The sequence below is a fragment of the Kitasatospora sp. NPDC050543 genome (genome assembly GCF_044457565.1).
Taxonomy (GTDB): Bacteria; Actinomycetota; Actinomycetes; order Streptomycetales; family Streptomycetaceae; genus Kitasatospora.
The window spans coordinates 17,636-44,027 of sequence record NZ_JBITGZ010000004.1 but is presented as its reverse complement, the minus strand read 5'-3'; the positions used below and the strand labels follow the sequence as shown (position 1 = coordinate 44,027).

Genomic DNA, 26,392 nt, shown 5'->3' with positions numbered 1-26,392 from the left:
CCGGTTGGCGGACGGTGCGGGCCCGCGCTGCGGCCCGGGCGGAGGCCTACTTGAGGAGCCGGAAGCCGGGCTGCCCGGCCCAGGCCCGCAGGAACCGCGACGTACCGATCACCGTCGGCCGGTCGTGGGTCGAGCTCGCGAGCACGCCGGGCAGGCCGGCCACGAGCGGCACCTGGTCCTCGGGCAGCTCGATGACGGCGACACCTCCCACCACGTCCATCACGGCAGCCGTCAGCAGGGCGGTGGTGGTGTGGTCGAGCGGGCGGCTGCAGAAGGCGATGACGTCGACGGTGTTCACCGGCGTGAAGCCGATCAGGGCCGCCAGCTCGGGATCGTCGTCCTCGTACCGGGTCTCGTACCCGGCCTCGTAGCTCTCCGCGCTCGCCAGGTCCGAGAAGCCGAGCCCCCGCAAGGAGACCATGAGCGGGCGGCGCCAGTCCTCGCGGAACGGGTTGAAGCCGATCAGGGAGGCGAGCGCGGCGCGGTCCTCGGGCCCTGCTTGGGGCCCGGCCTCGGCCCGCCCGGCGTCCCCGGCGCCGGACGTCAGGAGTGGGAGCGGGAACGGCGCGTACGGGTCCTGGCTGCGGGTGTCCGCGGCTCCGAGTCGCTGGGCGGACACCTGGAGGTCGAACGTGCCGGGGCTGGGCTCCTCGAAGTGCGTGCAGATGCCGAGCAGCAGCTCGCGAAGCTCCCCCACCTTGGCCGGGGGAACGGTTTGCGCCAACTCGATCACCAGAACGGGTCCACTCATGCCGGGAGCGTAGCCGGGCCGAACTCACCGGTCCCATCGAATTTGCCGCCGAGGCGAAGGGCCCGACGGACCTGGACGGGCTGACCCCCGGGAACGGGAGGTGCTCGCCCTCATCGGCGCGGCCCGCTCCAACGACGAGATCCGCCGCGTACGAGAGCAGGCCGCTGGTGCCCGGCGGGCCGGCCGCCGGCCCACCCGGAGGTGCACCCGTAGGCCGCTCGGCGCGGCCCGGTGGCGGCGAGTGGCGGCGGGGCCCCGCGCCGGACGGCCGTGTCAGTGACCGCCCTTGGGTTCCGTGCAGCCGCCCTCCATGTACGGGCCGTGCCCCTTGACGTTCAGGGGCGAGTCCAGCCGGCCCGTGACACACGGCCCGGTGGCGGGGACGAACAGGGAGAAGGTGACGGCGCCGCCCGAACGGTAGACCTGGGTGGAGTCCTTCGGGTACCCGAGCGCCTCCAGGGCGCTCTGGAGCTCCTGCTCGGTGAGCGTGGACGCCTTACCGGGCTTCTGCCGCTCCAGCGCGGCCGCGATGCGTGCGGCGTGGGCGTCCCCGCGGCACTGCGCGGGCGCGTCGAGGTTCACGGTCATCTTGAAGGCGTGGTTCTCGGCGTACTTCTTAGCCGCCGGGTCGGCGCCGTCCGCCGTACCGCTGGACGGAGTGGCCGAGCCGGACGGGCCGGACGGGCCGGAGGGACTGGGGATGACGCCTGCGCAGCGGGCCGCCACGTCCGGGAACAGCTGGTCGTGCCGAGCGGCGGCCTGCGCCTGAGCCTTCGTACGCTGATCGGCCGGGGACGACTCGACGGCCGGCGAGGCCTCGGCGCCGGAGCCGGAGCCGGAGCCGGAGCCGGCGGTGTGCACCGTGCCGCAGCCGGTCGTCACCAACAGGGCCGCGGCGACAGCCAACAGCAGACGCTTCACCAGAGTGCTCCGTTTCGATACGCCGCAATGATTCGTTCGATTCTCCAACACCCCGGTGACAGTCCTTCGACCGCCCCCCGCACCGGCACACCGGACCTGCATCGCCGGCGCATGGTTCCGACCGTTCGTCACTCGCCGCTAGCAGCTGGTCAGTTGACGTCGATGCTCGGACGCCGCACCCGGGTTCGGCGCCGGGGCGCCCATCAGCTCCACCCGGCGCGCGAGGCGGGACGGGTGGCGGGCTGGGCCCTGAACGAGAAGGCCTCCATCAGGCCGTTGCGCTTGGTCTTCTGGACTGCGGCGATCCGCCACCGCCCGCCGGACTCGCGGACGAGCGTGTAGGTCGCGAGCTTGCCGAGCCTCTTCGGCTCGCCCTTGTGGGCGTCACCCCGGGTGACGACGACGGCGGCATCGCTGCCGTAGCGGCGGATCTCCAGGATCTCGACGGTCAGCCGGCTGCCCTTCAGGAAGCTGTCGAACAGCGCCTGGTGCGCGCGGCCGATCTCCTCACCGCCGGTGTAGACGGTGCCGACATAGGTGACGTCGGTGGCGTCGGCGGTGAACAGCTCGCCGTAGGCGGCGCCGTCCCCGCGGTTCCAGGCCTCGCAGGCCTGCGCCAGCAGGGCACGGATGGCGGCGATGTCGTCCTGGGCCGTGGCGGCGGGGGTCGGGGAGACGGTGTTCACGGGGGTGGGTCCTCTCTTGACGGGTGATCGGCGGGCTCTACGGAGCGGGGCTCTACGGCGCCGAGCGGGGCTCGGCGAGGTCGCGGCGGCCTGCCGCCAGGTGCCGAGGTCGGCGGTGTTGTACGGAGCGTCGGCATCGGTCTGCGCGCTCGCTCCTTGTGACGCTCATGTCACCCCCTCCTGTGGTAACTTCTCCAGAGAAGTTACTTCTTCAAAGAAGTCTCTTCTCTAGAGAAGAGACTAGGAAGCGGGGAAGACCGTGTCAACACCACAGGTGCCGTCGGACGCCGGCCGGATCTACCGCCGCTACCTGAGCGCGGTCATGCTGCACGGCCATGCCGGTGCCAAGGCGTGCGAGCTGGGCGCCACCGACCTGTACGCCCTCAACATCCTGGAGCTGGAAGGGGCGATGACCCCCGGGGAGCTCGGCACCCGGACCGGGCTGACCACCGGACCCACCACCCGGCTCATCGACCGGCTGGAGCAGGCCGGCTACGTCCGTCGCGTCCCCTCGCCCACCGACCGGCGCAAGGTCACCGTCGAGCCGCTCGGCAGACCCGCCGATCTGGACAGGGTCATGGCACCTGCCCGGCAGAAGATCGGCGAGATTCTCGGCGGGTACTCCCCTGAACAACTCGACGTGCTCTTCGACTACTTCACCCGGGCCACCCACGCCTACCAGGAAGCCGCCGAGGGTCTGCGCGCCGGCGCCGGCGACGACCTGGCCGGCGATGGCGGCGACTGAGGCGGCGGCTGAGGGCGCGGGCGGCCGGGAGACATCCGGTCCCGCCGACGACGATGCGCCCCGCCGTCGGCCGAGGAGGCCGAGAGCGGGGCGCACTCGGGACGGTGGCGTGGGAACTCCCAAGCACACAGGGGGAAGAGGGTGGGCGACGGACCAGACGGACAGGACTCAGCCGAACAGGGCCTGCCCCCACCACTCACCGGGCTTGCGCACACTCGCCGGACACGCGACGTGGCCGGAGCCGACGTGCTGGGTGTACTCGTCGTGCAGCACGTCGCGGGCCGCGAGCGACTTCTGCACCCGTGTCGTCCGGCGGCGCCTGCGCCAGCCCCGTCGCCGCACCGGTCTTCGGCGCGCAGAGACTAGGGCAAGTAAGCCTTGCCTTACAACGTTTCACACCGTCAGATCTCGACTCCGCATCGGTGCGGCCACGCTTCGACCAGGGGGGCCGATTGCCGGGCTCTCCGATTGACCACGGCCCCGACATATAGGTAAGCCTTACCTGACTTTATCGTGATCATCCTGGAGGCGTCCGTGTCCGCTCTGCCGTCGGAGCCGTCGGTGTCCATCCCTCCCGCGTCCGCGCGCTCCGCCGACGAGGCCGCCCGACCGCTGGGCCTGCACGACGGCTGGTGGACCGTCGCCACCGCGGCTCTGCTGGCCTGCGCCGGCCTGACGGCCTGCGCCTGGATCTCCGCACACATCCAGGCGGACCCCGCTCTGCACACGGCGGCCCTGTTCGTCCATCTGGCCTCGCTGGTCCTCGGGTTCGGCGCCGTCCTGGTGGCCGACTACTACGGGATGCCGTGGATGACCCGGCGGTGCACCCTGCATGAGACGCTCGGCACCACCACCCGCCTGCACACCCCGATCTGGGCCGGGCTCGCCGGACTCGTCGTCAGCGGAATGATGCTCGAACCCGAGCTGGCCTCCCCCATCACCCGCGTCAAGCTGGCGCTGGTCCTGGTCCTCACGGTGAACGGCCTCCAGGCCGGGCTGCTCAACAGACGGATGGCGCAGCACGGGCCCACCCCGCTGACCGGGCGCCTGCTGGCCTGGGGCGCCGGCACCGCGCTGATCTCCCAGATCTGCTGGTGGGGCGCCGTGGTGATCGGCTTCCGCAACAGCCAGCACTGACCGCGCCGGGGACCAGCCCAGGACGCAGCCGGGACGCGGCGCGCAGCGAGCGGGCCCGGCCGGTCGGGGCCGCCGGGCGTAGGCGCCCGGCGGGCGTGCAGATCCACCGAGCGAGCGCCCGCCCGTCACTCCGAGATGCGGACGGCACTTGAGCGGGTAAGTGTTAGGTAAGCCTAACCATTGGTCGCCCGCCGGCCTCCTGCCGCGTCCTCCCGGAGCCCCCATGTCCAGCCCGCAGATCGCCCTGCTCGGTGCCGTCGCCGGCCTCACCATCTACCTGGGCCTGCCGATCGGCCGGCTGCGCAACCCCGCCCCGCGCCTGAGCGCCGGGCTCAACGCGCTCGCCGTCGGCATCTTGATCTTCCTGCTCTGGGACGTCCTCGGCGCCGCCTGGGAACCGACCGACGCGGCGCTGGCCGCCCAGCACTGGGCCACCGCCGCCGACGACGGCGCGGTGCTCGCCGCCGCTCTGACCTGCGGGCTGCTCGGCCTGGTGTACTACGACCGGTGGATCGCCCGCCGCCGGGCCGCGCCGCCGCCGCTGTCCCGGGGGCCGGGTGCGGCGGCCCTGAGCGAGGAGCTGACGCCCCGGGCCCGCTCCCGCGCCGCCGCGCTGGCCCTGATGATCGCCACCGGCATCGGCCTGCACAACTTCGCGGAGGGCCTGGCCATCGGCAACTCCGCCGCAGCGGGTGAGATCTCCCTCGCCCTGCTGCTGGTCATCGGATTCGGCCTGCACAACGCGACCGAGGGCTTCGGCATCGTCGCGCCGCTGGCCGCCGCCGGCGAACGCCCGTCCTGGGGGTTCCTCGTGCTGCTCGGCCTGATCGGCGGCGGCCCCACCTTCGTGGGCACCCTGATCGGCCAACAGGTGGTCGACGAGACCGTGAGCATCGCGTTCCTCGGGCTCGCCGCGGGCTCCATCCTCTACGTGGTGATCGAGCTGCTCGCGGTGGCCCGGCGGGCCGGCCTCAAGGAGCTGACCAGCTGGATGATCCTGGTGGGTCTCCTGCTCGGCTTCGCCACCGACGGCGTCCTCGTCGCCGCCGGCGTGTGAAGCCCCCAGGCGCGTGTTGCCCCCAGGCGCATGGCCCCGTGGGCGCCTCGGGATCGTCAGGCGTCGCGATAGTGCGGGGCCTTGATCAGCAGGTCCGGTCGGGCCGTGATCTCCGGGGTGACGACGACGGCGTCCCAGTCGGGCGCGGCGACCGGCTCCAGGGCGATCGAGACGGCGCCCTCGTAGACGTCGAAGTGCTCCATGACGACCGTGGTGAGTGCCTCGGCCAGGCGCTCCTGCTGCTCGTCGGTGAAGTCCCGGGGGAAGTGTTGGATGGTGACGTGCGGCACCGGGTGCTCCTTCGTCCTGGTGGTGGCTCCCAATGAGGGCGGGGCCCGGGCGAACGGGCGGCAGGCCCGTCGGGTGTCCGGCTCCCGCCGGCCGGGGCTCGCCCCCGTCGGCCGGGTCACCGGGCCTGCGGGGGCGAGGATGGTGGTTCAGCTGCCGAGCCGCCTGCGGACGGCCGCCGCGAGTTCGCCGACGCCGTGCTCCCTGAGCACGGCGTAGTGGTCGCCGGCCAGGTCGACCATGGTCGGGGGTGCGGCCGAGTAACCGGAGCTGCCCTCGATGAACGAGTAGTCGTCCCCCACCGCCCGGAAGATCGTCACCGGTGCCTCCAGCCGGCGCTCGGCGAGCTCGCGGAAGCTGTACTCGAACTCGTAGGTGGCCGCGACGATCCGCGTGATCCTGCGGATCAGCTGCTCGTCCAGCGCGGGGAACAGGTCGTGGACACAGGCGACGAAGCCGTCCTCGTCGCGGGTGACCCGCAGGCACTGCTCCAGCTCGGGCCCCCTGGTGGTGCCGGCGAAGACGGAGAACAGGATCGTCACGTACGCCGCGTCGGCGTACGAGGTCTCGCGTCCGCGCCGCTCAGCGTCGGCCGTGCGGACCTTGGGGTTGCCGGGGCAGATCAGCAGCAGGTGCTCCACCCGCTCGCCGGACTGCTCCAGCTGCCAGGCACTCTCGAACGCGACGCGGGCGCCGAAGGAGTAGCCCCACAGGGTGTACGGCCCCGCGGGCTGGACGCGCCGGATCTCGGCCACGTCGGCGGCGGCCATCTGCCGGATCGTCGGGTACGGCGCCTCACCCGCGTTGATGCCGTGGGCCTGTACACCGTAGAACGGCCGGCCGGCCGCGCTCTCGCGCCCCAGCAGGCGCAGGTTCATCGGATAGCCGCCCAGTCCCGGCCAGCAGAACACCGGTGTCGCCGGCTTCCCCGCGTCGGCCCCGGGGCCCCGGTCCGAGCCGTCCAAGCCCTCGGCCGCCTCGTCGTGCAGCAGGACCAGCCGCGAGGAGGGCCCGCCCGCGCCGCTGTCGATCCGGGCGGCCAGGTCCGCCAGCCTCGGGCACTCGAAGACCACCTGGAGCGGCAGCTTGGTGCCGAACTCCCGGTTGATCCGGTTGATCAGCGCGACGGCGATCAGCGAGTTGCCACCGGCGGCGAAGAACTCGTCCTCCACGGAGACGTTCTCGTACTTCAGCGCCTTCCCCCACGCCTCGGCGAGCCACTGTTCGGCCGCCGTGGCGGGGGCGACGAAGGCGCCGCCGGTGTCGGCGGACCTCACCTGTTCGCAGGCCGCGAGCGCCTTCAGGTCCACCTTGCCGTTGGCCGTCAGCGGCAGTTCGTCCAGCACCAGCACCCGGTTGGGGATCATGTAGTCGGGCAGCAGGCCGGCCAGCTCGTCCCTGATGATCTCCGCCGGGCCCTTCATGTGGACGGTGTCCTCGTACATGCCCTCGCTGCGGATCTGTTCCTCGCTGACCCGGCCGCCGAGGAAGAAGTACGACGCGCCGGGCTCGATCCCGCGGCCGGCCAGGATGTCGTCCACACGGCGCGCGGCCGGCAGCGGGTGGCCCGTCTTCGAGCTGTAGCCGGAGGACATGAAGCCCAGCCCGAGGCCGTTGCGCTGGAGGTGGTGCAGCTTCGTCCCGAGGCTGACGTACTCCAGCCACTCCTGGCCGGCCCTGGCGACGGCGGTGATGCCGAAGCTCGCCCGCTCGTACACCTGCTGGTTGATGGCGATGACGTGCTTGCGCAGCACCAGCTCGTCCGAGAGGTGCTCCAACGCGCCGTCCAGGTACCGGTACTGGCCGGCGGGCAGGCCGATCACCGCGCCGGGGTGGGCCTGGAGGTAGAGCTCGGTGGTGTCCTGCCGGGGCAGCCCGTCGTCGGGGTGGATCTCGAAGGTGCCGAGGTAGTGGTCCTCATCGGCGATGTCCAGGCCGGCGCGCAGGGCCGGGCGGTACGCCAGCGGGCGGATGTTCAGCCCGTACTCCGGCAGCACCTCCTCGAACAGCCCGACCATGTGCCCGGTCTCGAACTCCAGCACCTCCTGGATGTTGTTCCGGTACACCGGCTCGATCGCCCGCCGCCGGCCGGCGAAGTGCACCGAGAGGTAGGCCCCGGAGCCGGCTGCCGCCGGCCCCGTCCGCACCAACCGGTGCTCGCCGGGGTGGTAGTAGTACACCCCCGCGTCCAGGCCGCAGACGCCGCCCGTCTCCAGGTACAGCTGCGTCGCGTAGAGCGCGCCGGGCGAGGCGTACGCGTACTTGGGCAGCAGCCGCTCATCGCTGCGGTACAGGCCGAACCAGCGCAGGATCTCGCCCAGGTCGGCGAGGGTCAGGTCGGCCAGGGTCGGCTCGGGGCGGGTCGGCTCGCCGGGCGCGCGCGAGTGGGCGCCGGCCTGGCGCGGCGCGAGCAGCTCCAGCAAGTCCTCACGGGTGACCTTGCCGCCCTCGAAGAAGCGGTACGTCTTGCGGGCGAAGGTCTCCCGCCGCTGGCGCGGCGTCTCCAGCCGGCCGGGCAGTTCGAGCGTGGGCCGGCCCGCCAGCTCCTCGGCCTCGCGCAGCCCCGGGCTGGACAACTGCGCCTTCACCTGGAGCTTGCTCGCCTTGGACTGGTGGTGGCCGCCGTGGTTGCCCTGGTCCATCAGGGCGGCTTCCTTGGGGTTGAGCTCGATGCACGCCACCAGGTGCTGGAATCCCGTCCTGGTGTCGTCGGTGACGATCGCCGCCGCCCGCCGCACCCAGCTGTGCTCCTCGACGGCGAGCGCGATCTCGTCCAGCTCGACGCGGTAGCCGCGCAGCTTGACCTGGTTGTCCGTCCGGCCGGAGAACTGGATGGTGCCGTCCGGGTTCCAGTACGCCAGGTCACCGGTCCGGTACAGCCGCTCGGTCGGCACGAACGGCGAGGGGACGAAGCGCTCGCGCGTCTGGTCGGGCCGGTGCAGGTAGCCGCGCGCCAGCTGGACACCGCCCACGTACAGTTCGCCGACCTCGCCGATGTCCACCGGCGCGCGGTCGTCGTCCAGGATGAAGCACTGGGTGTTGTCGACCGGGACGCCGATCGGGATCGACCCGGCGCCCTCGCCGATGGCCTCCGGGTCGACCAGGTACGCCGTGGCGTTGATGGTGCACTCGGTCGGCCCGTACAGGTTGACCAGCGACGCCCACGGCAGCGCGTCGGCGAAGGCCCGCGCGAGCTGGCGCGAGAGCGCCTCGCCTCCGGAGAACACTCTTCGCAGCGATCTGCAGCGCTGGAACTCCTCGGTGTCCAGGAGCGCCTGGAGAAGCGTCGGCACGCACTGGAGCACCGTCACCTCGTGCTCGACGATCGTGTCGATCAGTGCCTGGGGGTCGCGGTAGCTGCCCGGCGGGCTCAGGACCACCCGGGCGCCGACGGCGGGGGCGAGGATCTCCCACTGCGCCGCGTCGAAGCTCATCGGGGTCTTCTGGAGCACCGACACGCCGGCGCCCAGGTGCCCGCAGGCGTGCATCCACCGCATCTGCGAGACGACGCTGCGGTGCTCGATCATCACGCCCTTCGGCCGGCCGGTGCTGCCCGAGGTGTAGATGACGTATGCCAGGTCGTCCGGCCCCGGGCCCGCCGGCGTCGGCTCCGGCGCGCTCCCCGTGCCGGCGGCGCCGGCCTCGCCCGGGCTCTCCCCCGTGCCGTCGGCGATCCGGGTCGTGGCCCCGAGCAGCATCCGGGCCTCCGCGCCGGCCTCCGGCCCGGCGTCGGCGAGGCTGAGGATGCGCGTCCCCCGCGGGGCGAGCTCGGCGAGGCGGGCCCGCAGGTGGTCCTGGGTGACGATGACGCGGGTGCGGCTGTCCTCGATCATGTAGCGCAGCCGGTCCTCGGGGTACTCCGGGGACAGTGGCAGGTAGGCGGCCCCGGCGAACAGGATGCCCCACGCCCCGGCCACCAGGTCCAGGGACGGTTCGACGTAGAGTCCGACGCAGTCGTCGGCGCCCGCGCCCAGCCGGCGCAGGCCGGCGGCCAGCCGCCGGGCGGCCTGTTCGAGTTCCCGGTAGCTGAGGTTCCGCTCGCCGCAGACGACCGCGACGGCCCGGGGCCGCGCCTGCGCCTGCTCCCTCAGCAGGCCGGGCAGGCAGCTCCCCAGCCTGGTACGTATGCGTGTGCTGATCTGTGCGGTCTTCATGGTTCCCCCCTGAATGGCCTACAGGATTCGTTACGACGCTTGTGTGACGGGCTCCTCAACCGCCAGGTCGACCTCCGGCTTCCTTCTGGGCTGGGCCAGGACGACGGCACCGACCACGGCCACCGCGCCGGCCAGCTGGACCGGCGACAGGGCCTGGCCCAGCACCAGGTACCCGAGTACCGTCGCGGCCAGCGGGCTGCCGAATCCCAGGATCGACACCCCGAGCGCGGGCAGCCGCTCGATGCCGCGGAACCAGATCGCGTAGGCGATCAGGGCCCCGATCACGCTCAGGTACACGAACCCCGCGATGTTCGTACCGGTGATCCGGCCCGGCAGGCCCTCGGCGAACAGCATGGCCGGTACCAGGACCAGACCCCCGACGCTCAGCTGCCAGCCGGTGAACGTCAGCACGCTGACTCCCGGCGGACGCCCCCAGCGCTTGGTGAGCACGATGCCGGACGCCATGCACACCGCGCCCGCCAGCCCGGCCAGCACCCCGACCGCGTCCAGTCCGGCCTGAGGTCGCAGCACCAGCAGCGCCACCCCCAGCACGCCGAGCACGCACGCCGTCACCTGCAACGGCTGGATCCGGTCCTTCAGCAGCAGGGCCGCCAGCAGCAGCACCAGCATCGGCTGGACCGCCACGACCAGGGCCGCCACGCCGCCGGGCAGGTGGTAGGCGGCGACGAACAGCAGGTAGAAGAAGGCGCCGATGTTCAGCACCCCCAGGACCAGGGCACGCCACCACCAGACCCCGCGCGGCAGCACCCGGCCGATGGCGAGCAGCACCAGGCCCGCGGGCAGGGCCCGCACGGTGGAGGCCAGCAGCGGCCGGTCGGGTGGCAGCAGCTCGGTGGTCACCAGGTAGGTACTGCCCCAGACCGCGGGCGCCAGAGCCGTCAGGGCCGAGTCGAGTACCAGCCGGTTGCCCTTCACCTGGCTCCCGCCCCGGCGTACGGCGCGAGGCGCGCGAGACGACGGACGGCAGTCGTGATGACGGGCTGTCTGGTTCTGGGCACGATGACTCTCCCCCGGGCATGACTGTGCGCTGAAGCCAGATGTCCCCCCTGGCCCAGCAGACCATAGGGCGGGAAGCCTTACCTAACAAGCGTCATCCGTGGGCCGCTTGTGGGGCCTGCGTCGGTCGCAGACCAACTCATCTCGCGACCTTGTGACGATCACTCATAACACCGTTCCCGAACGGTTGTTGGGCCCACAACAAGCCCGCCCCGGGATCACGAACCGCCGCCCCGCCGACCCCGAGGGGGGCCGACGGGCCACGAGGGAGCGATCAGGCCACAGGAGGGCGACACGGCGAGGCAGCGGGGATCTGCGGCGCGCGGGCGGCCGGGCGTTAGCGTGGGCAGTTCCGAGGGGAGCGAGCACCCGAGCCCCACCACGCCCGGCTGCCGCCGGAGCGGAGCGCCCGAAGGGACACGCGATGGACCTGTTCCCGCCCATGCCGCTCGCCGAGTGGCAGGACACCAAGGAGACGCTGCACCGCTTCGCGCAGATCGTGGGCAAGATCCGCCTGGCCTCCAGCCCGCGGCGCAACCACTGGTGGAACGTCCCGTTCCACCTCACCGGGCGCGGCGTCACCACCCGTCCGACCGGCCGGCTCGACGGCGGTCCGGTCTTCACCATCGACTTCGACTTCGTCGATCACCGGCTGGTCGTCGCGGCGGCGGACGGCAGGGCGACGTCCTTCCCCCTGCTCGGGCAGTCCGTGGCGTCGTTCCATCACGACATCCTGGAGGCCCTGTCCGCGCTCGGTGTCCGTGCGGAGATCGCCGTCCCCCGGCCGTACGACCTGCCCGACAAGGCCCGGCCGTTCGCCGAGGACCACGAGCATGCGAGCTACGACCCCGCCTGGGCGTACCGGCACTGGCTGGTGCTCAGTCAGGTCGCCCTGCTGCTGGAGGAGTTCGCGTCAGGCTTCTGCGGCAAGGCGAGCCCCGTCCACCAGTTCTGGCACTCCTTCGACATCGCGCACAGCCGGTTCTCCGGGCGGTCCGTCGACCAGTCGCCACAGATCGACCCGGTGACCAGGGAGGCGTACTCGCGGGAGCTGATCAGCTTCGGGTTCTGGTTCGGGGACGCGTCCCTCGGCGAGCCGGCCTTCTACTCCTACACGGCTCCCGAGCCCGCGCAGCTGGCCGAGGAGCCGCTCACGCCCTCCTCGGCACGGTGGGTCGCGCGCAACGCCGCCCACCTGGCCGTGTTGCCCTACGACGCGGCCCGCGCCCAGGCCGATCCGCGAGCGGCCGTGCTGGCCTTCTACGAGAGCGCGTACCAGGCCGGAGCCGTACGGGCCGGCTGGGACGTCGCCGGGTTCGCCTGCCCGGGCGGCGTCACGGATCCGCTCCTGGCGGCTCCGCGGCTCTGAGCCGAGCAGCCCGGGCACCCGCGGGGCCGCGCTCGCCCTGTTCCGAACGCCGTATCGTCGGTATGACGGTGTTCTGGCCGCACGTTCTGTTCGCTCACCTCTCCTTCGATATTCTTCTCCTCCGGCTCCGGCCCTCAAAGGGGCAGAAATACCCACGGTGCAATAGGTAGAAGTACCCGCGACGGCGAATTGCGGCGCAATGTCGAAATCCAGCCCGGCCCGCCCTTCGGACATCGCCGCAGCCTGCCAGATCTCCCGCGGGTCACCGCAGATGACGCCCCGCCACGGCCTGCACCGCAGGGGTAGAACTGCCCCGGAAAGCGGCGGACCGCCCGCGAATTGCCACCGGTCGATCGCGGAAAGTCGCCGGCGTCACAGGCTGTACTGACGCCCCGCCGGAGAGGAGAATGGAAGCGACCGTTGAAGGACGGTGCGCCATGTGCGAATACCTTCACTCCCTGACTGACTGTTCATCGTCCGGACGTGCTGCCGCGCCCGGCCCGCCCCACCGCCCGCCCCACCGCTCGGGCCGGGCGGGTACCGCCGCCCCGGTCACCGCCAGGTGACCGACGATCATGTCCACCAGGGCCCGGCCCGTCGGCCGACGTCTGGCCGCGCTGCTCATCGGCATCGTGGTCTGCCTGGCCTTCGCCGTTCTCGTGGCCCCGGTCCCGGCCCGGGCACAGCCGGCCGTCTCGGTCACCCCTGATCACGGCGTGGCCGGTACCGACGCCGTCGTCCACGGTGAGGGCTTCGGGGGCTGCGTCACGCCGGTGGTGCTCAGCTTCGACTCCGACGACGCCGCGATCGACGACACCCAGGTCTTCAAGTCGGGCGGCTTCACCGTGCCCTTCGCCGTCCCGGCGGACGCCACCGAGGGCCGGCACGAGGTTCGTGCCGAGTGCCAGGTCAAGGTCCCCGCGCCGACGGCCGCCGTGGGTGAGGCACCGGGCGCTCCGCTGACCGAGCCGCTCGTGCGCAGCGTCGGGTTCACCGTCGATGCCGGGCCCACCGCTCCGGCCGAGCCCACGGTGGTGAGCCTGGCCCCAGATCGGGGGCGGGCGGGCGCCGAGGTCCAGGCCACCGGCACCGGTTTCTACTGCCCCGGCGGGCCGGGCACGGACGTGGAGCTGTCCTGGGAGGACGGGCAGGTGTTCGCCCGCACGCCGGTCGACGACACGGCCGGGTTCAGCGAGACGATCGTCGTTCCGTCGGACGCCTCCTCCGGCGGGCACACGCTCCGGGCCACCTGTTCTGACGACAGCAGCATGACGGACAGCTCCTCCTTCACCGTCCCGCCCGTCGGGCCGGGGAGCAACGGCGGCGGGACGAGCCCCGACAACGGGTCGGGCAATGGAGCCGGCAACGGGTCGGGCAACGGAACCGGCAACGGCGCGGGGCCCGGCAACGGCAACGGGCCGGGGACCACCACCGACGCCGACGGCGGGTCCGCCGGCACACCCGTCGGGCTGGTGGTCGGGCCGACGGTCGGCGGAGCCGTTCTGCTGGCGGCCGCCGCAGCGTTCCTGCTGCACCGCGCCCGAGCACCGCGGGCCGCCCACGCACACGTGAGCGCCGCGCTCCTGCCGGTCGGCCCCGCCGAGGTCCAGCTCTCCGAACCCGCGGGCGACAGCCGGCCGACCCGCACCGTACGGCTCGAACCCCGTGCCGATCCCGGCACCCAGAGCATCGAGGAGACGGGGACATGACCACGGCGATCCTTCATGAGCCCGGCACCGTACGGGAGTTCCTGTTCGGCGCCGAGCACGACGGCGCTGTCGACGCGCTCGCGGAGGCCCTGCACGAGCACGGGACGGTACGGGATCTCGTCAGCGGTGCCCACGGACTCACCGCCCCGGTGGGCCGGGCGGCCGAGCGGGAGGTCGCCTCCGTGATCGAGGGCTTACTCGCCCTCGACCTGGTGGACCTCGCGGCCGGAGGCTGGCGCAGGCACACCGCCCTCCGGGAGGCCGCGCGGCGCACCCGCGACGCACCGGGCAGCGAGGAGGTCGTGGCGCTGGCGACCCACCGCATCACCTCCAGCCACCGGCCGCACGTGGACGTGCTCGTGGACGGCGCCCGGGTCGGCACGCTCGACCTGGACCTGCGGCTCGTGTTCGACCTGGAGGGCCTGGTCGTGGTGGTGCGGGACGCGCGGCTGACGGCCGTGCGGTCCGGCCACTGCCTGGTGACGGGCAGGATCGCGGCGCAGCGGATCGTGCTGGCCCAGCGGCAGGGCCGGGTCGCCCTGCCCGGTGCGGTGCAGCTGCGGCACGGGATCCGGCTGCTGCCCGAGCCACCACCTCCGCCGCAGGCGCCGCCGCCACCACCCGCCGCCGGCGCCGGCCACGATCACGGTGACCGCCGCAGCGAGCGTGGCGACCGCGCGCGGCAGGACACGGTCTGGACGGGAGGGCAGCCGGCATGACGTACGCGCCGCGTGGGATCGGGGGCCCGCTGCCGGGCCGCCGGCACATCGACCTGCGCCCCCGCGGGTCCGCACCCGCGAGGGCCCGAGGGGGGTCAGTCCGACACGCAACGCACCCAACCGGGAGTGGTCATGGGTAAGTACAGTACGGGCACGTTCAAGACCTACCGCGCGGTGGCCGATCTGGCCCGCGCTCAGCAGATCGCCGCGACGACCTCGCCGTTCACGATCGAGGTGCGCTTCCTCGGCGGCCTGACGGCCACCCAGGAGGACGCCTTCGCCCAGGCCGCCGACCGCTGGACGCGCGTCATCGTCGGCGACCTGGACACCGCGGTCGTCGGCGACGACGTCATCGACGACCTCCTGATCGAGGCCGAGGGTGTCGCCATCGACGGCGTCGGCAACGTTCTGGGCATGGCCGGGCCCACCGACTTCCGGGAGAGCTCGGCCACCGCCGGAGCCTTGCTCCCCGCGAAGGGCGTCATGCGGTTCGACTCCGCCGACCTGGAGCAGATGGAGACCGACGGCACGCTCGTCGACGTCATCACCCACGAGATGGGGCATGTGCTGGGCATCGGCAGCATCTGGACCGACTTCGACCTCCTGCAGGGAGCCGGCACCAACAACCCGACCTTCACCGGCTTCGGCGCGATGAGCGAGTTCGGCAAGCTGCTCGGTGTGGGCGAGCCGACTCCGGTGCCGGTCGCGAACGTCGGTGGGCCCGGCTCCCGGGACAGCCACTGGCGGGAGTCGGTGTTCCACAACGAGCTGATGTCCCCCAGCATCGCCGCGGCCGGTAATCCGTTGAGCCGGATGACGGCGGCGAGCCTGGGCGACCTGGGCTACGAGGTCGACGTGGACGCCGCAGAACCGTACGAGATCCCCGATCTCCTCACCGCCGCCAGGACGGGCGCATCCCTGCCGCGCGTCGGCCTGACCAACGGTGGCATCGTCCTCCCGCTGATCCCCAGCGGCAGGCCGGCCAGGCGGCCCTGACCCGGCGCCCGAGGGCACCGGAGAAGCACCGCCCGAGCGACACCACCGACAGGCGGCGCACGGCCGGGGATGCCAGGGAATGTCAGGGAATGTCAGGGGGTTGCCGGGAGCCCGCCGGAGCGGTGCTGGTCGAGCGGCCGGAAGCGGTCCTCGACGGTCCAGCCGTCCCCGAGCTCCCGGCACGGGTCCGGTCCCGCCGTCCCGTCGGCCGCGCCGGCGAGACCGGACCGTCACCCGCCGAATGGTGAAATCCCTGGATGACCGCGGCAGTTGACCCGTACCGTCGAGACCGGGCTCACGCCGGGTCCGGGAGGGGGGCGGGCATGTCTTCACGCGATCGGAGGCCGGGCAAGACCGGGCCGGCCCTGCTGGGCGCCGCGGTCTGGTGGCTGTGGATGCCGGTCGGCGCCCTGCTGATCTGGGTGGTCAAGCACTTCGTGTTCGGCGGCTTCGGCCAGCAGGACCAGAGCTATCTGCTCCTGCTCCAGCAGGAGTTCTTCCCCCACAGCAGCGTACTGGGCGCGACCGCGCTGTTCTGGCTCTGGATCACCGTCGGGCTGCTGGGCACGCTCGCGATCATCGCGTTCGCCGTCGAGGAGTCCGGGGCGGGCTACGGCGGCAAGTCCGTGCGCCTGCTGCTGGCCGTCGTCGTGCTCGCCACCCTCGGGTCCGCGGTGCGGGTGGGCACCGGGCTCTGGGACAACGACAAGGACCTGGGGCGGTTCTACGCCAGGGCGACGGTGCTGGACATCCCGGCCGGCGACAACCGCACACCCCGCTCGGTGCTTCCCGTCGCCGCCCACTCGCGCAAGGGCGACGGCACCCGCTGCGACCTGGTCGGTACGAGCGACGTGCCGGCCTGTGTGAAGGTCGCGCCGATGCCCGACTTCGACTTCGACCCCCGCACCGCCTCCTTCACCGGCGCGAGCACCGCGCTCGCCAACAGCGCGGGCCAGGCCTCCGGGGTCCAGCTGATGCGGCACAGCATCCACTACCTGCCGACCGGCAGGCCGAACCAGGAGGTCTGGACGGCCGTCCTGGACGGCTCGGGCGAACAGCCGATCGAGGGCGTGGCGATCTGGGACGGGCGCTCCAACACGGTCAGCACCTGCTCGTTCCGCGGCGACCACTCCTTCGACCGCGCCTTCGGCGGCGCCGGGGACAACAGCCTGCGCAACCTGCTCTCCGAACGCTTCCCGGACCTCGTCTACAGCGACCAGGACATCTGGGGCTACTGCGACGGCGCGGATCCCGGCACGGCGGCGCCGGTGATCGTGATCTCGGTGGAGCGGCAGACCGGCTGGGCCGAGCGCACGGTACTGCAGCCCGCAGGCGTCCTGCTGCTCACCGGCTCACCCGACGGCAAGCCCGTGCTGACCTACCGACCGGAGATCGCACCGCGCGAACTGCCGGGCGCCGCCTATCCGGCGTCCGTGGTCCGCGCCCAGATCGCGGAGATCCAGTGGCTGGGCGGGCGCGGCGCCAAGAACGAGAGCAGCTTCGGCTACGAGCACACCTCCGCCGCGACCAACGCCGGCAATCCGGGCGAGTTCCTGCTGCGCTCCGCCACCGACGGCCACCTCTACTACGTCACCCCGCTCGTCCCGCGGGACAGCTCCTCGCAGCTGGTGGTCGCCTTCGCGGTGGTGCAGGCGGACCGGGTCGGCGGCGGTCTCAACGACCTGCACGTCTACGTACGGGGCGACGACAGTCCGACCATCAACATCGGCGTGCTGGCCAGCCGGATGGTCTCCTACTTCGGGCAGCAGACCTCGATGGCGATCAGGTTCGGCAGCGGGGGCCAGCTCCAGGAGATCATCCCGTTCGGGCGGGACATGTGGCGCGGGTTCGTGGACATCCAGGGGCAGACCCAGGACTACATCGACCTGTCCGGGGACGCGACGGTGCAGCCCAACCTGGTGGCCGTGAACGGCAGCATCACTCCCCCGGGCAACCAGCCCGGCCCGGCCCCCAGCACCTCCGCCTCGCCCGCCCCCAGCAGCGCGCCCAGCCCGCCCGCCGCAGCGTCGCCGGGACAGGCCACGCCCGCCGGGTCCTGCGGTGGTGACACCGGGCAGCTCAGTACGGCGCAGCTGGCGGCGTGCATCGCCGCGTTCTCCCAGGCTCTCCAGTCCCGGGTGCAGGCCACGCCGAGCCCGGGCTAGCGCGGGCGCGGCCCCCGGCCTGCCCGGGCCACGCGGTACCCGCTCAATGCGTCCCGCCGTGCGACACCTCTACGTCCGTCCGGGGATCCTGGCCGGGGCCGGCGCCTGTTCCCGGAGTCGGACGCCCGGACCGCACTGGAATTCGCCGAGACCCGGACCTTCGGCAACGGCGTGGTCCTCCTCCGCCGCCGGCTCCCCCGGCCGTCCTCGCGACCGTGTCCGGGCACGGCGGGGGTTGTGTCGGACTCACCCGCCGAACTCGTGGACGCCCCACCAGCCACTGGTGTCGTGGTACATGCCGACGCCGATCTCCTTGTACTTCGGGTTGATCTGGGCCAGGTAGTGCGGGCCGTGGTTGCGCCACATGTCCTGGAACTTCACCGCGGCCTGCTCCGCGGTCATCGACGCGTCGCTGTACATCACGATGCACTCTCCGGTGAGGGTCCGCTCGCTGGTGAGGTTGGGCCCGGCACCCGAGGCGTTGGCCGAATGGGCGAAGCCCGTCTCCCGCATGTGCTGCGCCCACTGCGCGGCGGAGACGGCGAGGTCCTCCTTGGGCAGCAGGGCGGGCACCCCGGCCAGCGCCCGCTCCTTGTTGATCAGCTGGAGCGAGATCGCGTCGGCGTCGGCAACGGACTGTGAGGCAGGCCAACTACCGCTGACGGTAGGGGCGTTCACCGGCGCTCCGTCGGGCAGTCGGCCGCCCTGGCCACCGGCGCCCGCGCCGCCCTGGCCGTTGCCGCCCCCTTCGGAGGCCGCGCTCTTCGCAGGGGGAGTCTGGGCGCCACCGGGCTTGGCAGCAGCGGCGGAGCCGGCGGTCCGGGGCGCCGCGAGGGGGCTTCCCGAGGTGCGGGCCTCCGACGCTGCGGGAGTGGCGGCCCGGGCGGCGGACGCGCTCGGGCCGGCGCCCGGGCTCGCACCCGCGCTCGCGGCCGGGCTCGCGCTCGGGCTCGAACTCTCCTCGGCGCCGGGGCTCCTGAGCGTCGGCGAGGCAGCGAGGGAGGCGCTCGGGTCCGCCGGGGCCGAGGGCGCCTCCGTGGGCGGAGCCACGGCGATCAGCGCGGGTGTGGCCCCGGTGTCCGAGGCTCGCAGCATGCCGTACGCGGTACCTGCGGTGACCAGGGCAACCGCCCCCGCGACGGCCACGATCGTGCGCGCGCGGTGGTCGGTTCGCTTGACGCCGCGTCGGCCCCCGGCACGCCGTGCGCCTTCACCCGGCGCAGGGCGCCCCGGGGCGGTGCCGGCGGGGGCGTCGAGCTGCCCGTTCGACTGGAACGCCGGGTCGAAGTCCGAGCCGAAGAGTTCGTGGTCGTGGTCGTGGTTCATGGGTCCACCTCCGTGCAGGTCGGCGCGGTGTCGCGCCCCAACACATGGGAGACCTGCCGGGCGACCGGCGATAACAGCTTTGCGCCGAAGGTTTGCGGCGAAGGTGTTTGCGGCGAAGGCTTTCGCCGACGCGGTCGCAAGCGACACCTACCAGGCCCGACCCGACCTGGCGGACAACCCGACCGGCTTGCGGTGGCCGGCTACTCGTCGTCGGGCAGCCGCTCGTCGTAGGTCTGCGGGAAGATCCGGTCACTGGGGAGCGGCGGCTGCGGGCCGTGGTCGGTCAGCACCAGCAGTTGTTCGACCCGGGCCACCCGCAGCACCACGCCGTCCAGGACGACCTGCCCCTCGCGCTGCTCCTCGATGTCGGTGGCGGCCTGCTCCCAGCGGGGCGCGCCCTTGCCTGCGGCGGGCGCCCAGTTGCGCAGCACCCGGGCCAGCCCGTCGTGCGCCTCGGCCAGCGTGGGCTGGGCGGGGAAGAGCATCCGCCAGCCCCGGTCCTCCAGGGCGAAGCCGGAGTAGGCGGTGTACGCGGTGACCGTGTCGGCCCCGTACGGGCCGCCTGCGCTGTACGGATACTGCCGTCTCAGCCGCTCGTCCTTCTCGGCGTCAGCGACCAGGCGCTTCACCGCACTGTCATCAGCTTCCATAGCCCGTCATCCTTGCCGACGCCGGGCCCCGCGCGCAGACATTCGCCCATAATCACGCCGAGTTGGGTGATTCCGGGGGCTCCGCGCGAGCCTGCGATCGACGGCGTCCGCCGGTGCCGGCCGACGGGTCGGCCGACGGCTGGCCCCCGAGCAGCGATGTCAAGAAAGCTTGACATCATGTCGAGACTGCTTGACACTCCAGATGTCAGGTCTTCTTTACATCAGGAGCGCGAGTGGCAGTCGAAGAGAAGCGCGCCTGGATCATGGTGCTGGTCACGATCGCGTCGTACGCCGTGTACCTGGTCGTCGTCCTCGGGCGGCCCGCCGGCGTTCCGCTGGCGCAGGCGCCGTACGTGTCCGCGCTGCTGTGGACGGTGGGCGCCGCGATCGTCGCGTCGATCGCGCTCAACATCACGGTGGCCCTGCTCTCGCCGGGGGAGGCCGACACCAAGGACCAGCGCGACCGGGAGATCCACCGCTTCGGCGAGTACATCGGGCAGTCGTTCCTGGTGATCGGCGGCGTGGCCGGGCTCGTGCTGGCCATGGCCGGCGCCGACCGGTTCTGGATCGCCAACGCCATCTACCTGGCCTTCGTGCTCTCGGCGCTCCTCGGCTCCACGGCGAAGATCGCCGCCTACCGGCTGGGATTCCACCCGTGGTGAAGCCGACCAGGGTCACCAACACGATCCGGGCCCTGCGCTTCGCCCACGGCGAGATGACCCAGGCCGAGCTCGCCCGCCGGATCGGCGTCACCCGCCAGACCGTCATCGCCATCGAGCAGGGGCGCTACTCGCCCTCCCTGGAGATGGCCTTCCAGATCGCCCGGGTGTTCGCCGTCCCGCTCGACGACGTGTTCCAGTACCCCGAATCCCAGCCCGAGTCCGAGTCGTAGTCGCAGTCGCATGTCCTAGTCCGAGGGAGACCGCACATGAAGGCCATCGTCCACGACGTCTACGGGCCGCCCTCCGTTCTGCGGCTGGAGGAGATCGACCGGCCGGTGCCCGGCGACGGCCAGGTGCTCGTCCGGGTCCGGGCCGCCGGTGTCGACCCGGGTGTCTGGCACCTGACGGCGGGAGAGCCGTACCTGATCCGGGCGGCGGGCTTCGGCCTGCGGGCTCCCAAGGTCCGCACCCGCGGCATGGACGTCGCGGGGTACGTGGAGGCCGTCGGCCCCGGCGTCACCGGGTTCCGGCCGGGTGACGAGGTGTACGGCAGCTGCCACGGGTCGTTCGCCGAGTACGCCTGCGCCGAGCAGGACAGGCTCGCGCCCAAGCCGGAGAACCTCACCCACGAGCAGGCGGCCGTCGTCCCGATCTCCGCGTGCACCGCCCTCCAGGCCCTGCGCGACGCCGGACGCCTGCGGGCCGGCCAGCGTGTCCTGATCATCGGCGCCTCCGGCGGCGTGGGCACCTTCGCCGTCCAGCTGGCCAAGTCACTCGGCGCCCACGTCACTGGCGTCTGCGGCACCGGTCGAGCGGACCTGGTCCGCTCGACCGGTGCCGACGAGGTCATCGACTACACCCGCGAGGACCCGGTCGACGGCACCCGCCGCTATGACCTCATCCTCGACATCGCCGGCAACCGCCGCCTCTCCGGGCTCCGCCGCGCCCTCACCCCCCGCGGCACCCTCGTCATCGTCGGCGGCGAGGGCGGCGGCAGGTGGATCGGCGGCAACGACCGGCAGCTGCGGGCCCTGCTGCTGTCGCCGTTCGTCGGTCACCGACTGCGCGCCCTCGCCGCCACCCCGCGCCAGGCGGACCTGCGGCTGCTCACGGAGCTGATCGAGGCCGGTTCGGTGACGCCCGTCATCGACCGGACCTACCCGCTGGCCGAAGTCCCGGAGGCTGTCCGGCATCTGAGGGAGGATCATATCGGTGGCAAGATCGCCGTCCGCGTGTAGCGGGCCGGGCGGGCACGCGGGCGGATCGTCGCCTCAGCCGGTGAGGAGGACGGCCACCCCGGTGATCCGGCCGGCCGCCAGGTCCGCCAGTGCGGCCGGCGCCGCGTCGAAGGGGTACGGCCGGGCGTGGACGGCTGGGCGGTGGCGGGCGGTCTCGGCGAGGTAGGCGAGGCCGTCGGCGCGGGTGTTGGCGGTGACGCTGCGCAGGGTGCGCTCCTGGAAGAGGTGCCGCTGGTAGTCCAGGGTGGGGATGTCGGTCAGGTGGATGCCGGCCACCGCGAGGGTGCCGCCCCGGGCGAGGGCCGACAGGGCCACGGGCACGAGGTCGCCGACGGGGGCGAAGAGGATCGCGGCGTCCAGGGGCTCGGCCGGGGCGTCGTACGCACCCCTGGCCGAGGCCGCGCCGAGCTCCAGGGCCAGTCGGCGGGCGCCCTCGCCGCGGGTGAGGACGTGGACGGTGGCGCCGCGGGAGAGCGCGAGCTGGGCGGTGAGGTGCGCGGAGGCGCCGAAGCCGTAGATACCCAGCCGGCCGCCGGACGGCAGCTCGGCGCGTTCCAGCGCCCGGTAACCGATGATGCCGGCGCACAGCAGCGGGGCCAGCTGCTCGTCCGGCGGGCCCTCAGGCAGGCGGTAGGCGAACCGGGCGTCGACCACCGTGTGCCGGGCGTAGCCGCCGTGCACGTCCCAGCCGGTGTAGCGCGAGCGCGGGCAGAGGTTCTCCCGGCCGGACCGGCAGTACCGGCACTGCCCGCAGGTGCCGGCGAGCCAGGCGGCACCGACCCGGTCACCGGGGGCGAAGCCTTCGGCGCCGGCGGCGCGTACGACTCGTCCGACGATCTCGTGGCCGGGGGTGCAGTGCGGCAGGTGCGGGGCCAGGTCGCCCTCGGCCAGGTGCAGGTCGGTGCGGCAGACGCCGCAGGCGGCGACCTCGACGAGCAGCTCGGACGGTCCGAGCGTCGGCAGCGGGCGTTCCACCAGCCGCAGCGGGTGCTCCGCCGCCGGGGCGGTGTGGTCGACGACCCAGGCCGTGGTGCCGTCCGGTGTCGGCGTCGGCCGCTCGCTCGCCGTCATGCCGTCGCTCCCGTCGCATGCGCCGGTGGGCTCGCGGGGGTAGTCACCGCTGCCCCGGTCCCTTCCAGGGTGCGCCGTGATCGGCGCGCGTGCACGGGCCGGGTGGGGCGAGGCCGAGCGACGGCCGCAGCCGCCGCGTCGGACCGCGGTGCCCGTCTCCGCGGCCGGGTTCCGGATGGGAACGGGACGGGACGGGACGGGGGAATCCCCCCGCCCGCGGTGCGGGCGGGCCGGCGCCACCGGAGCCGCCCCGTGCTGTCCAAGGCCGGGGCGGCTCCGGTGGCTGTCGTGGGGCCGGGGCCGGATCAGGCGTCGGCGAGCTGCGCCGCGAAGATCGCGTGGTTGAAGAAGGCCTTGGCCTCGTGGATCAGGCCCTCGCTGTCGAGCTCGTAGACGTTGATCCCCGACCAGTTGACCGGACGTCCGGTGGTCGACACCGCCGAGCCGTGCCAGGACACGGCGACGAACTGACCGACGGTGTGGGCCTCCAGCGGCGTCAGGCCGAGGAAGGGGTCGAAGTTGGGCAGGACGGACTTGATGAAGGCCCGGATCGCCTCGCGGCCCTCGATCGGCTTCTGGCCCACCGGGTCGTGGAACAGGGCGTCCTCGGCGAACGCGTCGGCCCAGGCGTCGGCGTCCCCCTGCTGCGAGGCGGTGAAGAACTGCAGGACGGACTTGGGCATGGCGGGGCTCGGCATGGATGTGCCTCTCTCTGTTGGGTCGACCGACCTGTCCGGCGGATGTGGCCGGTGAGCAGGTCCGACGGACGTGCCGGAGCGTGCTGTCCGGCGGGTGGGTCCGACGCGTCCGGTGTGTCCGGTGCGCCGGAGTTCTCGGTGGTACGGCCCGCCGCCCGGGCTCGGCGCCCGGCGGGCATGGGCGCGGGGAGGATCAGCCGCGGGTGGTCAGCGGCCGGCCCGGAAGGGTGTGGTGCTGGCGCGGCTGCGACACGTCGCCGAGCTGGGTGAGCAGCAGGTCGACGTTGCGCAGTTCCTCCGCCCGCAGGCGGTAGAAGAGCCGGGTGCCCTGGCGGCGGCGGGTCACCAGCCCCGCGCCGAGCAGGATCTTCAGGTGGTGGCTGACGGTCGAGCCGGTCTGGTGGAAGGAGATCAGCAGCTCTCCGACACAGGCCTCGCGGCTCTCGCGGCGCAGCAGGATGCGCACGATCCCCAGCCGGATCGGGTCGCTCAGCGCCTTGAAGAGCATGGTCAGGTGGTCTTCCAGGGCCGCGTCGGAGATATCGTCCGGCCGGCGGCCGGGTCGCTCCTCGGCAGGCCGAGAGGTGGTGCGGGAGGCGGGGCGTGGGGTGGTGCGCGGGGCCGTGCGCGAGGTGGCGCGCGGGGCCGTGCGGACGTCGTGTGTCATGTTCGGGCTCCTCGTGGCACGACGGCGAGAGCTGCTCAGCGGGTGGCCAGGGGGTGTCGGCGGTCGTGCCGCCGCATCAGCGGCAGGGTGAGCAGGCCGATCAGGGCCAGCGTCGCCTGGACGGCGCACACCCCGCCCCAACCCCAGGTGCCGTAGCAGGCGCTGGCGACGGCCGCGGCGATGGCTCCGCTGAGGAAGACGGCCACCATGTAGACCGTGTTGGCGCGGCTGCGGGCCTGCGGCAGATAGCCGAAGATCCGGGCCTGGTTGGCGATCTGACTCCACTGCACCGCGACGTTGGCGAGCACGATGGCCACGATCATGGCGCTCAGCGAGCTGCCGCCGAGCGCGTACGCACCGGCCGAGGCGAGCGTCATGAGGAGGGCGGAGAAGATGATCGGCAGCGCGCCGCGGCGGTCGATGAAGCGTCCCGCCCAGGGCGCGGTGAGCGCTCCGGCCAGCCCGAGCACCCCGAACAGCCCGGCCACGGCGCTGCTGTAGCCGTAGTGATCGCCGGTCAGGACGAGCACGAGGGTGGTCCAGGTGGCACTGTAGGCACCGAACAGGGTGCCGTGCAGGACGCAGGCGTGCCGGACGGACGGCTCGTCGCGCACCATTCTCGGCAGCGAGGCGAGCAGACTGCCGTAGCTCATCGCGGGCCGGCTGCCCTCCCCGGGGAGCAGCCAGAGGGTGAGCGCGCCGGTGAGTGCGGTCAGCGTCGCGGCCAGGATGTAGACGGCGCGCCAGCCGAGCAGCTCGCCGACCGTACCGCCGATCACGCGGGAGCCGACGATCCCGGTCATCAGGCCGATCTGGACGTTCGCCACCACGGCGGCCCGCTTGTCGGGCGCCGCCAGCTCGGAGGCCAGCGGTACGAGCACCTGCGGGATGACCGTGGCCGTGCCGACCAGTGCGGTGGCCGCCGCGAGCACGGCGAGGCCAGGGGCCGCGGCCGCGGCGAGCAGCATGACGACGGTGGCGGTGAGCATCGCGGCGAGCAGCGGCCGGCGCCGGCGGACGTCTCCCATCGGCACCAGGAAGAGGATGCCCGCGGCGTAGCCGAACTGGGCGCAGGTGACCACGGCGCCGGCCGAGGAGTGCGGGACCCCGAGGCCGTCGGCGAACAGCTTGAGCAGTGGCTGTGCCAGGTAGACGTTGGCGACGGTGGCCCCGCTGCACACCGCCATCACCAGGAACAGCACGGGACGTACGGACGGGGAGTCGGGTTTGGGATCCGAACGGGGGAGAACCAGCGGGGACGGGGCGTCTGTCATGACAGATCCTTGGTCACAGGTCACACGGAAGGGGGTGGGCGAGGAGCCGGGTTTCGTCGTCGCGGGGCTCGCTCAGGGACTCGCTCGGGGCTCACTCATCGGATCCGGGCGGCGCTGCCGGCGCCTGCCCGGCCGGGCTCGGAGGCTCGCCCCCGGGGGATCGGGGGCGCTGGCTTGACGTTCCAAAGTTCTACACCAACCAGATGGTTTATTCAACTGGACGGTTTAAACTAACCAGTCTCTTGTTAGCCTGTCCAGGGATCCCTTACACAGGAGGCCTTGGCCACGATGACCTCACGCTCCGAACAGACCCGGAACCGGCTCTACCAGGCCGCCTTGGCGGAGTTCGCCCAGTACGGCGTCGCCGGCGCCCGGGTGGACCGGATCGCCCAGGCCGCACAGGCCAACAAGCAGGCGATCTACCTGTACTTCGGCGACAAGGAGAAGCTCTTCGCCACCGTGCTGGAGCAGACCCTGGGCGAACTCGCCGCAGCGGTACCGGCACCGACGGACGCGGCCGACGTCACCGACTACGTCGACCGGCTCTTCACCTACCACCAGGACCACCCGGAGGTGACCCGCCTGCTGCTCTGGGAGGCCCTGGAGTACGGCGACCGCACCGTCCCGGACGAGGAACTGCGCAAGGCCCATTACCAGGAGAAGGCGGCCGCGCTGAACAGCGTGCGGTCGGACGCTTCCGAGCGGATCAAGGCGATCGACGCTCCCGCGATGCTGCTGCTCTTCACGGCCCTGGTGGGGTGGCCGCTGGCCGTCCCGCAGGTGCGCCGCATGATCATGGGCGATGACGCGGATGCGCTCGACCGGGTCAAAGCGGCCACCATCGCCGCCGCCGTGGCCATCGCGGAGGGTTAGCGGGCCCGGCTCCGGCTCCTGCACCGGGGCCTGACACTCCGTCGGGGCCGGCCACCCCCTCGGCTCACCCGCATCCACCGCCGGGCAGACACCGCCCGGCGGTGCGTCGGCATGCGCGCACGAGGCCCGGCCCCGTCCGGTGCGAGCCCGTACAAGCGGCCAGCTGCGGGCCGCAGCGGGCCGGCGGCGGGCCGGTTTCCAAGTTCATCGAAAAGGTTG

25 protein-coding genes are annotated in these 26,392 nt (G+C 72.7%); 12 read left to right on the top strand and 13 right to left on the bottom strand.

The genetic code is table 11. The features are described from left to right. Window positions 1-46: 46 nt before the first annotated feature. The 3 genes from ACIBH3_RS06220 to ACIBH3_RS06210 all read right to left on the bottom strand — a co-directional run bounded on the left by ACIBH3_RS06220 (window position 47) and on the right by ACIBH3_RS06210 (window position 2,358). Complete coding sequence (locus ACIBH3_RS06220) at window positions 47-751, bottom strand: DUF6368 family protein (protein WP_396310715.1); 705 nt, start codon at window positions 749-751, stop codon at window positions 47-49. Between the two features lie 273 nt (window positions 752-1,024). Next, window positions 1,025-1,672 carry a hypothetical protein gene (locus ACIBH3_RS06215; protein ID WP_396310714.1) on the bottom strand — a complete coding sequence of 216 codons (648 nt, stop codon included), beginning with the start codon at window positions 1,670-1,672 and terminating at the stop codon, window positions 1,025-1,027. A 203-nt stretch (window positions 1,673-1,875) separates the two neighbouring features. Beyond that, window positions 1,876-2,358: an SgcJ/EcaC family oxidoreductase gene (locus ACIBH3_RS06210; RefSeq protein ID WP_396310713.1), complete on the bottom strand. Its 483-nt coding sequence runs from the start codon at window positions 2,356-2,358 to the stop codon at window positions 1,876-1,878. Between the two features lie 259 nt (window positions 2,359-2,617). On the opposite strand from ACIBH3_RS06210, the gene ACIBH3_RS06205 reads away from it, so the two are divergent. Then, entirely contained in the window at window positions 2,618-3,103 is a 486-nt protein-coding gene (locus tag ACIBH3_RS06205; protein ID WP_396310712.1) for a MarR family winged helix-turn-helix transcriptional regulator, read from the top strand. Between the two features lie 168 nt (window positions 3,104-3,271). Here the strand turns inward: ACIBH3_RS06205 and ACIBH3_RS06200 are convergent, their stop codons facing one another. After that, window positions 3,272-3,403: a hypothetical protein gene (locus tag ACIBH3_RS06200; RefSeq protein ID WP_396310711.1), complete on the bottom strand. Its 132-nt coding sequence runs from the start codon at window positions 3,401-3,403 to the stop codon at window positions 3,272-3,274. Between the two features lie 261 nt (window positions 3,404-3,664). On the opposite strand from ACIBH3_RS06200, the gene ACIBH3_RS06195 reads away from it, so the two are divergent. Both ACIBH3_RS06195 and ACIBH3_RS06190 read left to right on the top strand, forming a co-directional pair. After that, window positions 3,665-4,240 carry a hypothetical protein gene (locus tag ACIBH3_RS06195; protein WP_396310710.1) on the top strand — a complete coding sequence of 192 codons (576 nt, stop codon included), beginning with the start codon at window positions 3,665-3,667 and terminating at the stop codon, window positions 4,238-4,240. A 223-nt stretch (window positions 4,241-4,463) separates the two neighbouring features. Further along, window positions 4,464-5,297 carry a ZIP family metal transporter gene (locus ACIBH3_RS06190; RefSeq protein WP_396310709.1) on the top strand — a complete coding sequence of 278 codons (834 nt, stop codon included), beginning with the start codon at window positions 4,464-4,466 and terminating at the stop codon, window positions 5,295-5,297. 56 nt (window positions 5,298-5,353) lie between these two features. On the opposite strand, the gene ACIBH3_RS06185 is transcribed toward ACIBH3_RS06190, so the two are convergent. The 3 genes from ACIBH3_RS06185 to ACIBH3_RS06175 form a co-directional block, all read right to left on the bottom strand. Further along, window positions 5,354-5,587: a tautomerase family protein gene (locus ACIBH3_RS06185; RefSeq protein ID WP_396310708.1), complete on the bottom strand. Its 234-nt coding sequence runs from the start codon at window positions 5,585-5,587 to the stop codon at window positions 5,354-5,356. Between the two features lie 147 nt (window positions 5,588-5,734). After that, entirely contained in the window at window positions 5,735-9,739 is a 4,005-nt protein-coding gene (locus tag ACIBH3_RS06180; RefSeq protein ID WP_396310707.1) for an amino acid adenylation domain-containing protein, read from the bottom strand. A gap of 30 nt (window positions 9,740-9,769) precedes the next feature. After that, complete coding sequence (locus tag ACIBH3_RS06175) at window positions 9,770-10,675, bottom strand: EamA family transporter (protein ID WP_396310706.1); 906 nt, start codon at window positions 10,673-10,675, stop codon at window positions 9,770-9,772. Between the two features lie 505 nt (window positions 10,676-11,180). Here ACIBH3_RS06175 and ACIBH3_RS06170 point away from each other — a divergent pair. From ACIBH3_RS06170 to ACIBH3_RS06150, 5 genes are all read left to right on the top strand, one after another. Further along, window positions 11,181-12,125 carry a DUF5996 family protein gene (locus tag ACIBH3_RS06170; protein WP_396310705.1) on the top strand — a complete coding sequence of 315 codons (945 nt, stop codon included), beginning with the start codon at window positions 11,181-11,183 and terminating at the stop codon, window positions 12,123-12,125. A 575-nt stretch (window positions 12,126-12,700) separates the two neighbouring features. Next, complete coding sequence (locus tag ACIBH3_RS06165; RefSeq protein WP_396310704.1) at window positions 12,701-13,834, top strand: hypothetical protein; 1,134 nt, start codon at window positions 12,701-12,703, stop codon at window positions 13,832-13,834. Next, complete coding sequence (locus tag ACIBH3_RS06160) at window positions 13,831-14,553, top strand: hypothetical protein (protein ID WP_396310703.1); 723 nt, start codon at window positions 13,831-13,833, stop codon at window positions 14,551-14,553. The genes ACIBH3_RS06165 and ACIBH3_RS06160 overlap by 4 nt, the downstream gene beginning before the upstream one ends. Before the next feature lie 132 nt (window positions 14,554-14,685). Beyond that, window positions 14,686-15,549, top strand: coding sequence for a leishmanolysin-related zinc metalloendopeptidase (locus ACIBH3_RS06155; RefSeq protein ID WP_396310702.1), 864 nt, complete (start codon window positions 14,686-14,688; stop codon window positions 15,547-15,549). A 323-nt stretch (window positions 15,550-15,872) separates the two neighbouring features. After that, on the top strand, window positions 15,873-17,714 hold the full coding sequence (locus ACIBH3_RS06150; RefSeq protein ID WP_396310701.1) for a hypothetical protein: 1,842 nt from the start codon (window positions 15,873-15,875) through the stop codon (window positions 17,712-17,714). A 246-nt stretch (window positions 17,715-17,960) separates the two neighbouring features. Here ACIBH3_RS06150 and ACIBH3_RS06145 read toward each other — a convergent pair whose 3' ends face one another. Both ACIBH3_RS06145 and ACIBH3_RS06140 read right to left on the bottom strand, forming a co-directional pair. Beyond that, window positions 17,961-19,040: a CAP domain-containing protein gene (locus ACIBH3_RS06145; protein ID WP_396310700.1), complete on the bottom strand. Its 1,080-nt coding sequence runs from the start codon at window positions 19,038-19,040 to the stop codon at window positions 17,961-17,963. A gap of 200 nt (window positions 19,041-19,240) precedes the next feature. Beyond that, window positions 19,241-19,690, bottom strand: coding sequence for a DUF5954 family protein (locus ACIBH3_RS06140; protein ID WP_396310699.1), 450 nt, complete (start codon window positions 19,688-19,690; stop codon window positions 19,241-19,243). Between the two features lie 233 nt (window positions 19,691-19,923). On the opposite strand from ACIBH3_RS06140, the gene ACIBH3_RS06135 reads away from it, so the two are divergent. From ACIBH3_RS06135 to ACIBH3_RS06125, 3 genes are read left to right on the top strand one after another with little or no spacing between them, the layout of a single operon-like run. After that, window positions 19,924-20,352, top strand: a complete 429-nt coding sequence (locus ACIBH3_RS06135; RefSeq protein WP_396310698.1) for a hypothetical protein — start codon at window positions 19,924-19,926, stop codon at window positions 20,350-20,352. Further along, entirely contained in the window at window positions 20,349-20,582 is a 234-nt protein-coding gene (locus ACIBH3_RS06130; RefSeq protein WP_396310970.1) for a helix-turn-helix transcriptional regulator, read from the top strand. The genes ACIBH3_RS06135 and ACIBH3_RS06130 overlap by 4 nt, the downstream gene beginning before the upstream one ends. A gap of 36 nt (window positions 20,583-20,618) precedes the next feature. Next, window positions 20,619-21,590: an NAD(P)-dependent alcohol dehydrogenase gene (locus ACIBH3_RS06125; protein WP_396310697.1), complete on the top strand. Its 972-nt coding sequence runs from the start codon at window positions 20,619-20,621 to the stop codon at window positions 21,588-21,590. 33 nt (window positions 21,591-21,623) lie between these two features. Here the strand turns inward: ACIBH3_RS06125 and ACIBH3_RS06120 are convergent, their stop codons facing one another. The 4 genes from ACIBH3_RS06120 to ACIBH3_RS06105 form a co-directional block, all read right to left on the bottom strand. After that, complete coding sequence (locus tag ACIBH3_RS06120) at window positions 21,624-22,661, bottom strand: zinc-dependent alcohol dehydrogenase family protein (RefSeq protein WP_396310696.1); 1,038 nt, start codon at window positions 22,659-22,661, stop codon at window positions 21,624-21,626. A 305-nt stretch (window positions 22,662-22,966) separates the two neighbouring features. Beyond that, entirely contained in the window at window positions 22,967-23,359 is a 393-nt protein-coding gene (locus tag ACIBH3_RS06115; protein ID WP_396310695.1) for a nuclear transport factor 2 family protein, read from the bottom strand. Between the two features lie 193 nt (window positions 23,360-23,552). Further along, a complete protein-coding gene (locus ACIBH3_RS06110; RefSeq protein ID WP_396310694.1) occupies window positions 23,553-24,026 on the bottom strand; it encodes an ArsR/SmtB family transcription factor in 474 nt (157 codons plus the stop codon). A gap of 35 nt (window positions 24,027-24,061) precedes the next feature. After that, the gene (locus tag ACIBH3_RS06105; protein WP_396310693.1) at window positions 24,062-25,300 is read right to left on the bottom strand and encodes an MFS transporter; all 1,239 of its coding nucleotides are present in this window, start codon (window positions 25,298-25,300) and stop codon (window positions 24,062-24,064) included. 288 nt (window positions 25,301-25,588) lie between these two features. Between ACIBH3_RS06105 and ACIBH3_RS06100 the strand changes: the two genes are divergently transcribed. After that, complete coding sequence (locus ACIBH3_RS06100) at window positions 25,589-26,173, top strand: TetR family transcriptional regulator (protein WP_396310692.1); 585 nt, start codon at window positions 25,589-25,591, stop codon at window positions 26,171-26,173. Window positions 26,174-26,392: the final 219 nt, after the last annotated feature.

Coding starts and splice junctions, on each gene's coding strand:
- ACIBH3_RS06220 (WP_396310715.1), bottom strand. CDS start 751: ATGAGTGGACCCGTTCTGGTGATCGAGTTGGCGCAAACCGTTCCCCCG.
- ACIBH3_RS06190 (WP_396310709.1), top strand. CDS start 4,464: ATGTCCAGCCCGCAGATCGCCCTGCTCGGTGCCGTCGCCGGCCTCACC.
- ACIBH3_RS06180 (WP_396310707.1), bottom strand. CDS start 9,739: ATGAAGACCGCACAGATCAGCACACGCATACGTACCAGGCTGGGGAGC.
- ACIBH3_RS06170 (WP_396310705.1), top strand. CDS start 11,181: ATGGACCTGTTCCCGCCCATGCCGCTCGCCGAGTGGCAGGACACCAAG.
- ACIBH3_RS06165 (WP_396310704.1), top strand. CDS start 12,701: ATGTCCACCAGGGCCCGGCCCGTCGGCCGACGTCTGGCCGCGCTGCTC.
- ACIBH3_RS06160 (WP_396310703.1), top strand. CDS start 13,831: ATGACCACGGCGATCCTTCATGAGCCCGGCACCGTACGGGAGTTCCTG.
- ACIBH3_RS06155 (WP_396310702.1), top strand. CDS start 14,686: ATGGGTAAGTACAGTACGGGCACGTTCAAGACCTACCGCGCGGTGGCC.
- ACIBH3_RS06150 (WP_396310701.1), top strand. CDS start 15,873: ATGTCTTCACGCGATCGGAGGCCGGGCAAGACCGGGCCGGCCCTGCTG.
- ACIBH3_RS06145 (WP_396310700.1), bottom strand. CDS start 19,040: ATGAACCACGACCACGACCACGAACTCTTCGGCTCGGACTTCGACCCG.
- ACIBH3_RS06140 (WP_396310699.1), bottom strand. CDS start 19,690: ATGGAAGCTGATGACAGTGCGGTGAAGCGCCTGGTCGCTGACGCCGAG.
- ACIBH3_RS06125 (WP_396310697.1), top strand. CDS start 20,619: ATGAAGGCCATCGTCCACGACGTCTACGGGCCGCCCTCCGTTCTGCGG.
- ACIBH3_RS06120 (WP_396310696.1), bottom strand. CDS start 22,661: ATGACGGCGAGCGAGCGGCCGACGCCGACACCGGACGGCACCACGGCC.
- ACIBH3_RS06115 (WP_396310695.1), bottom strand. CDS start 23,359: ATGCCGAGCCCCGCCATGCCCAAGTCCGTCCTGCAGTTCTTCACCGCC.
- ACIBH3_RS06110 (WP_396310694.1), bottom strand. CDS start 24,026: ATGACACACGACGTCCGCACGGCCCCGCGCGCCACCTCGCGCACGGCC.
- ACIBH3_RS06105 (WP_396310693.1), bottom strand. CDS start 25,300: ATGACAGACGCCCCGTCCCCGCTGGTTCTCCCCCGTTCGGATCCCAAA.
- ACIBH3_RS06100 (WP_396310692.1), top strand. CDS start 25,589: ATGACCTCACGCTCCGAACAGACCCGGAACCGGCTCTACCAGGCCGCC.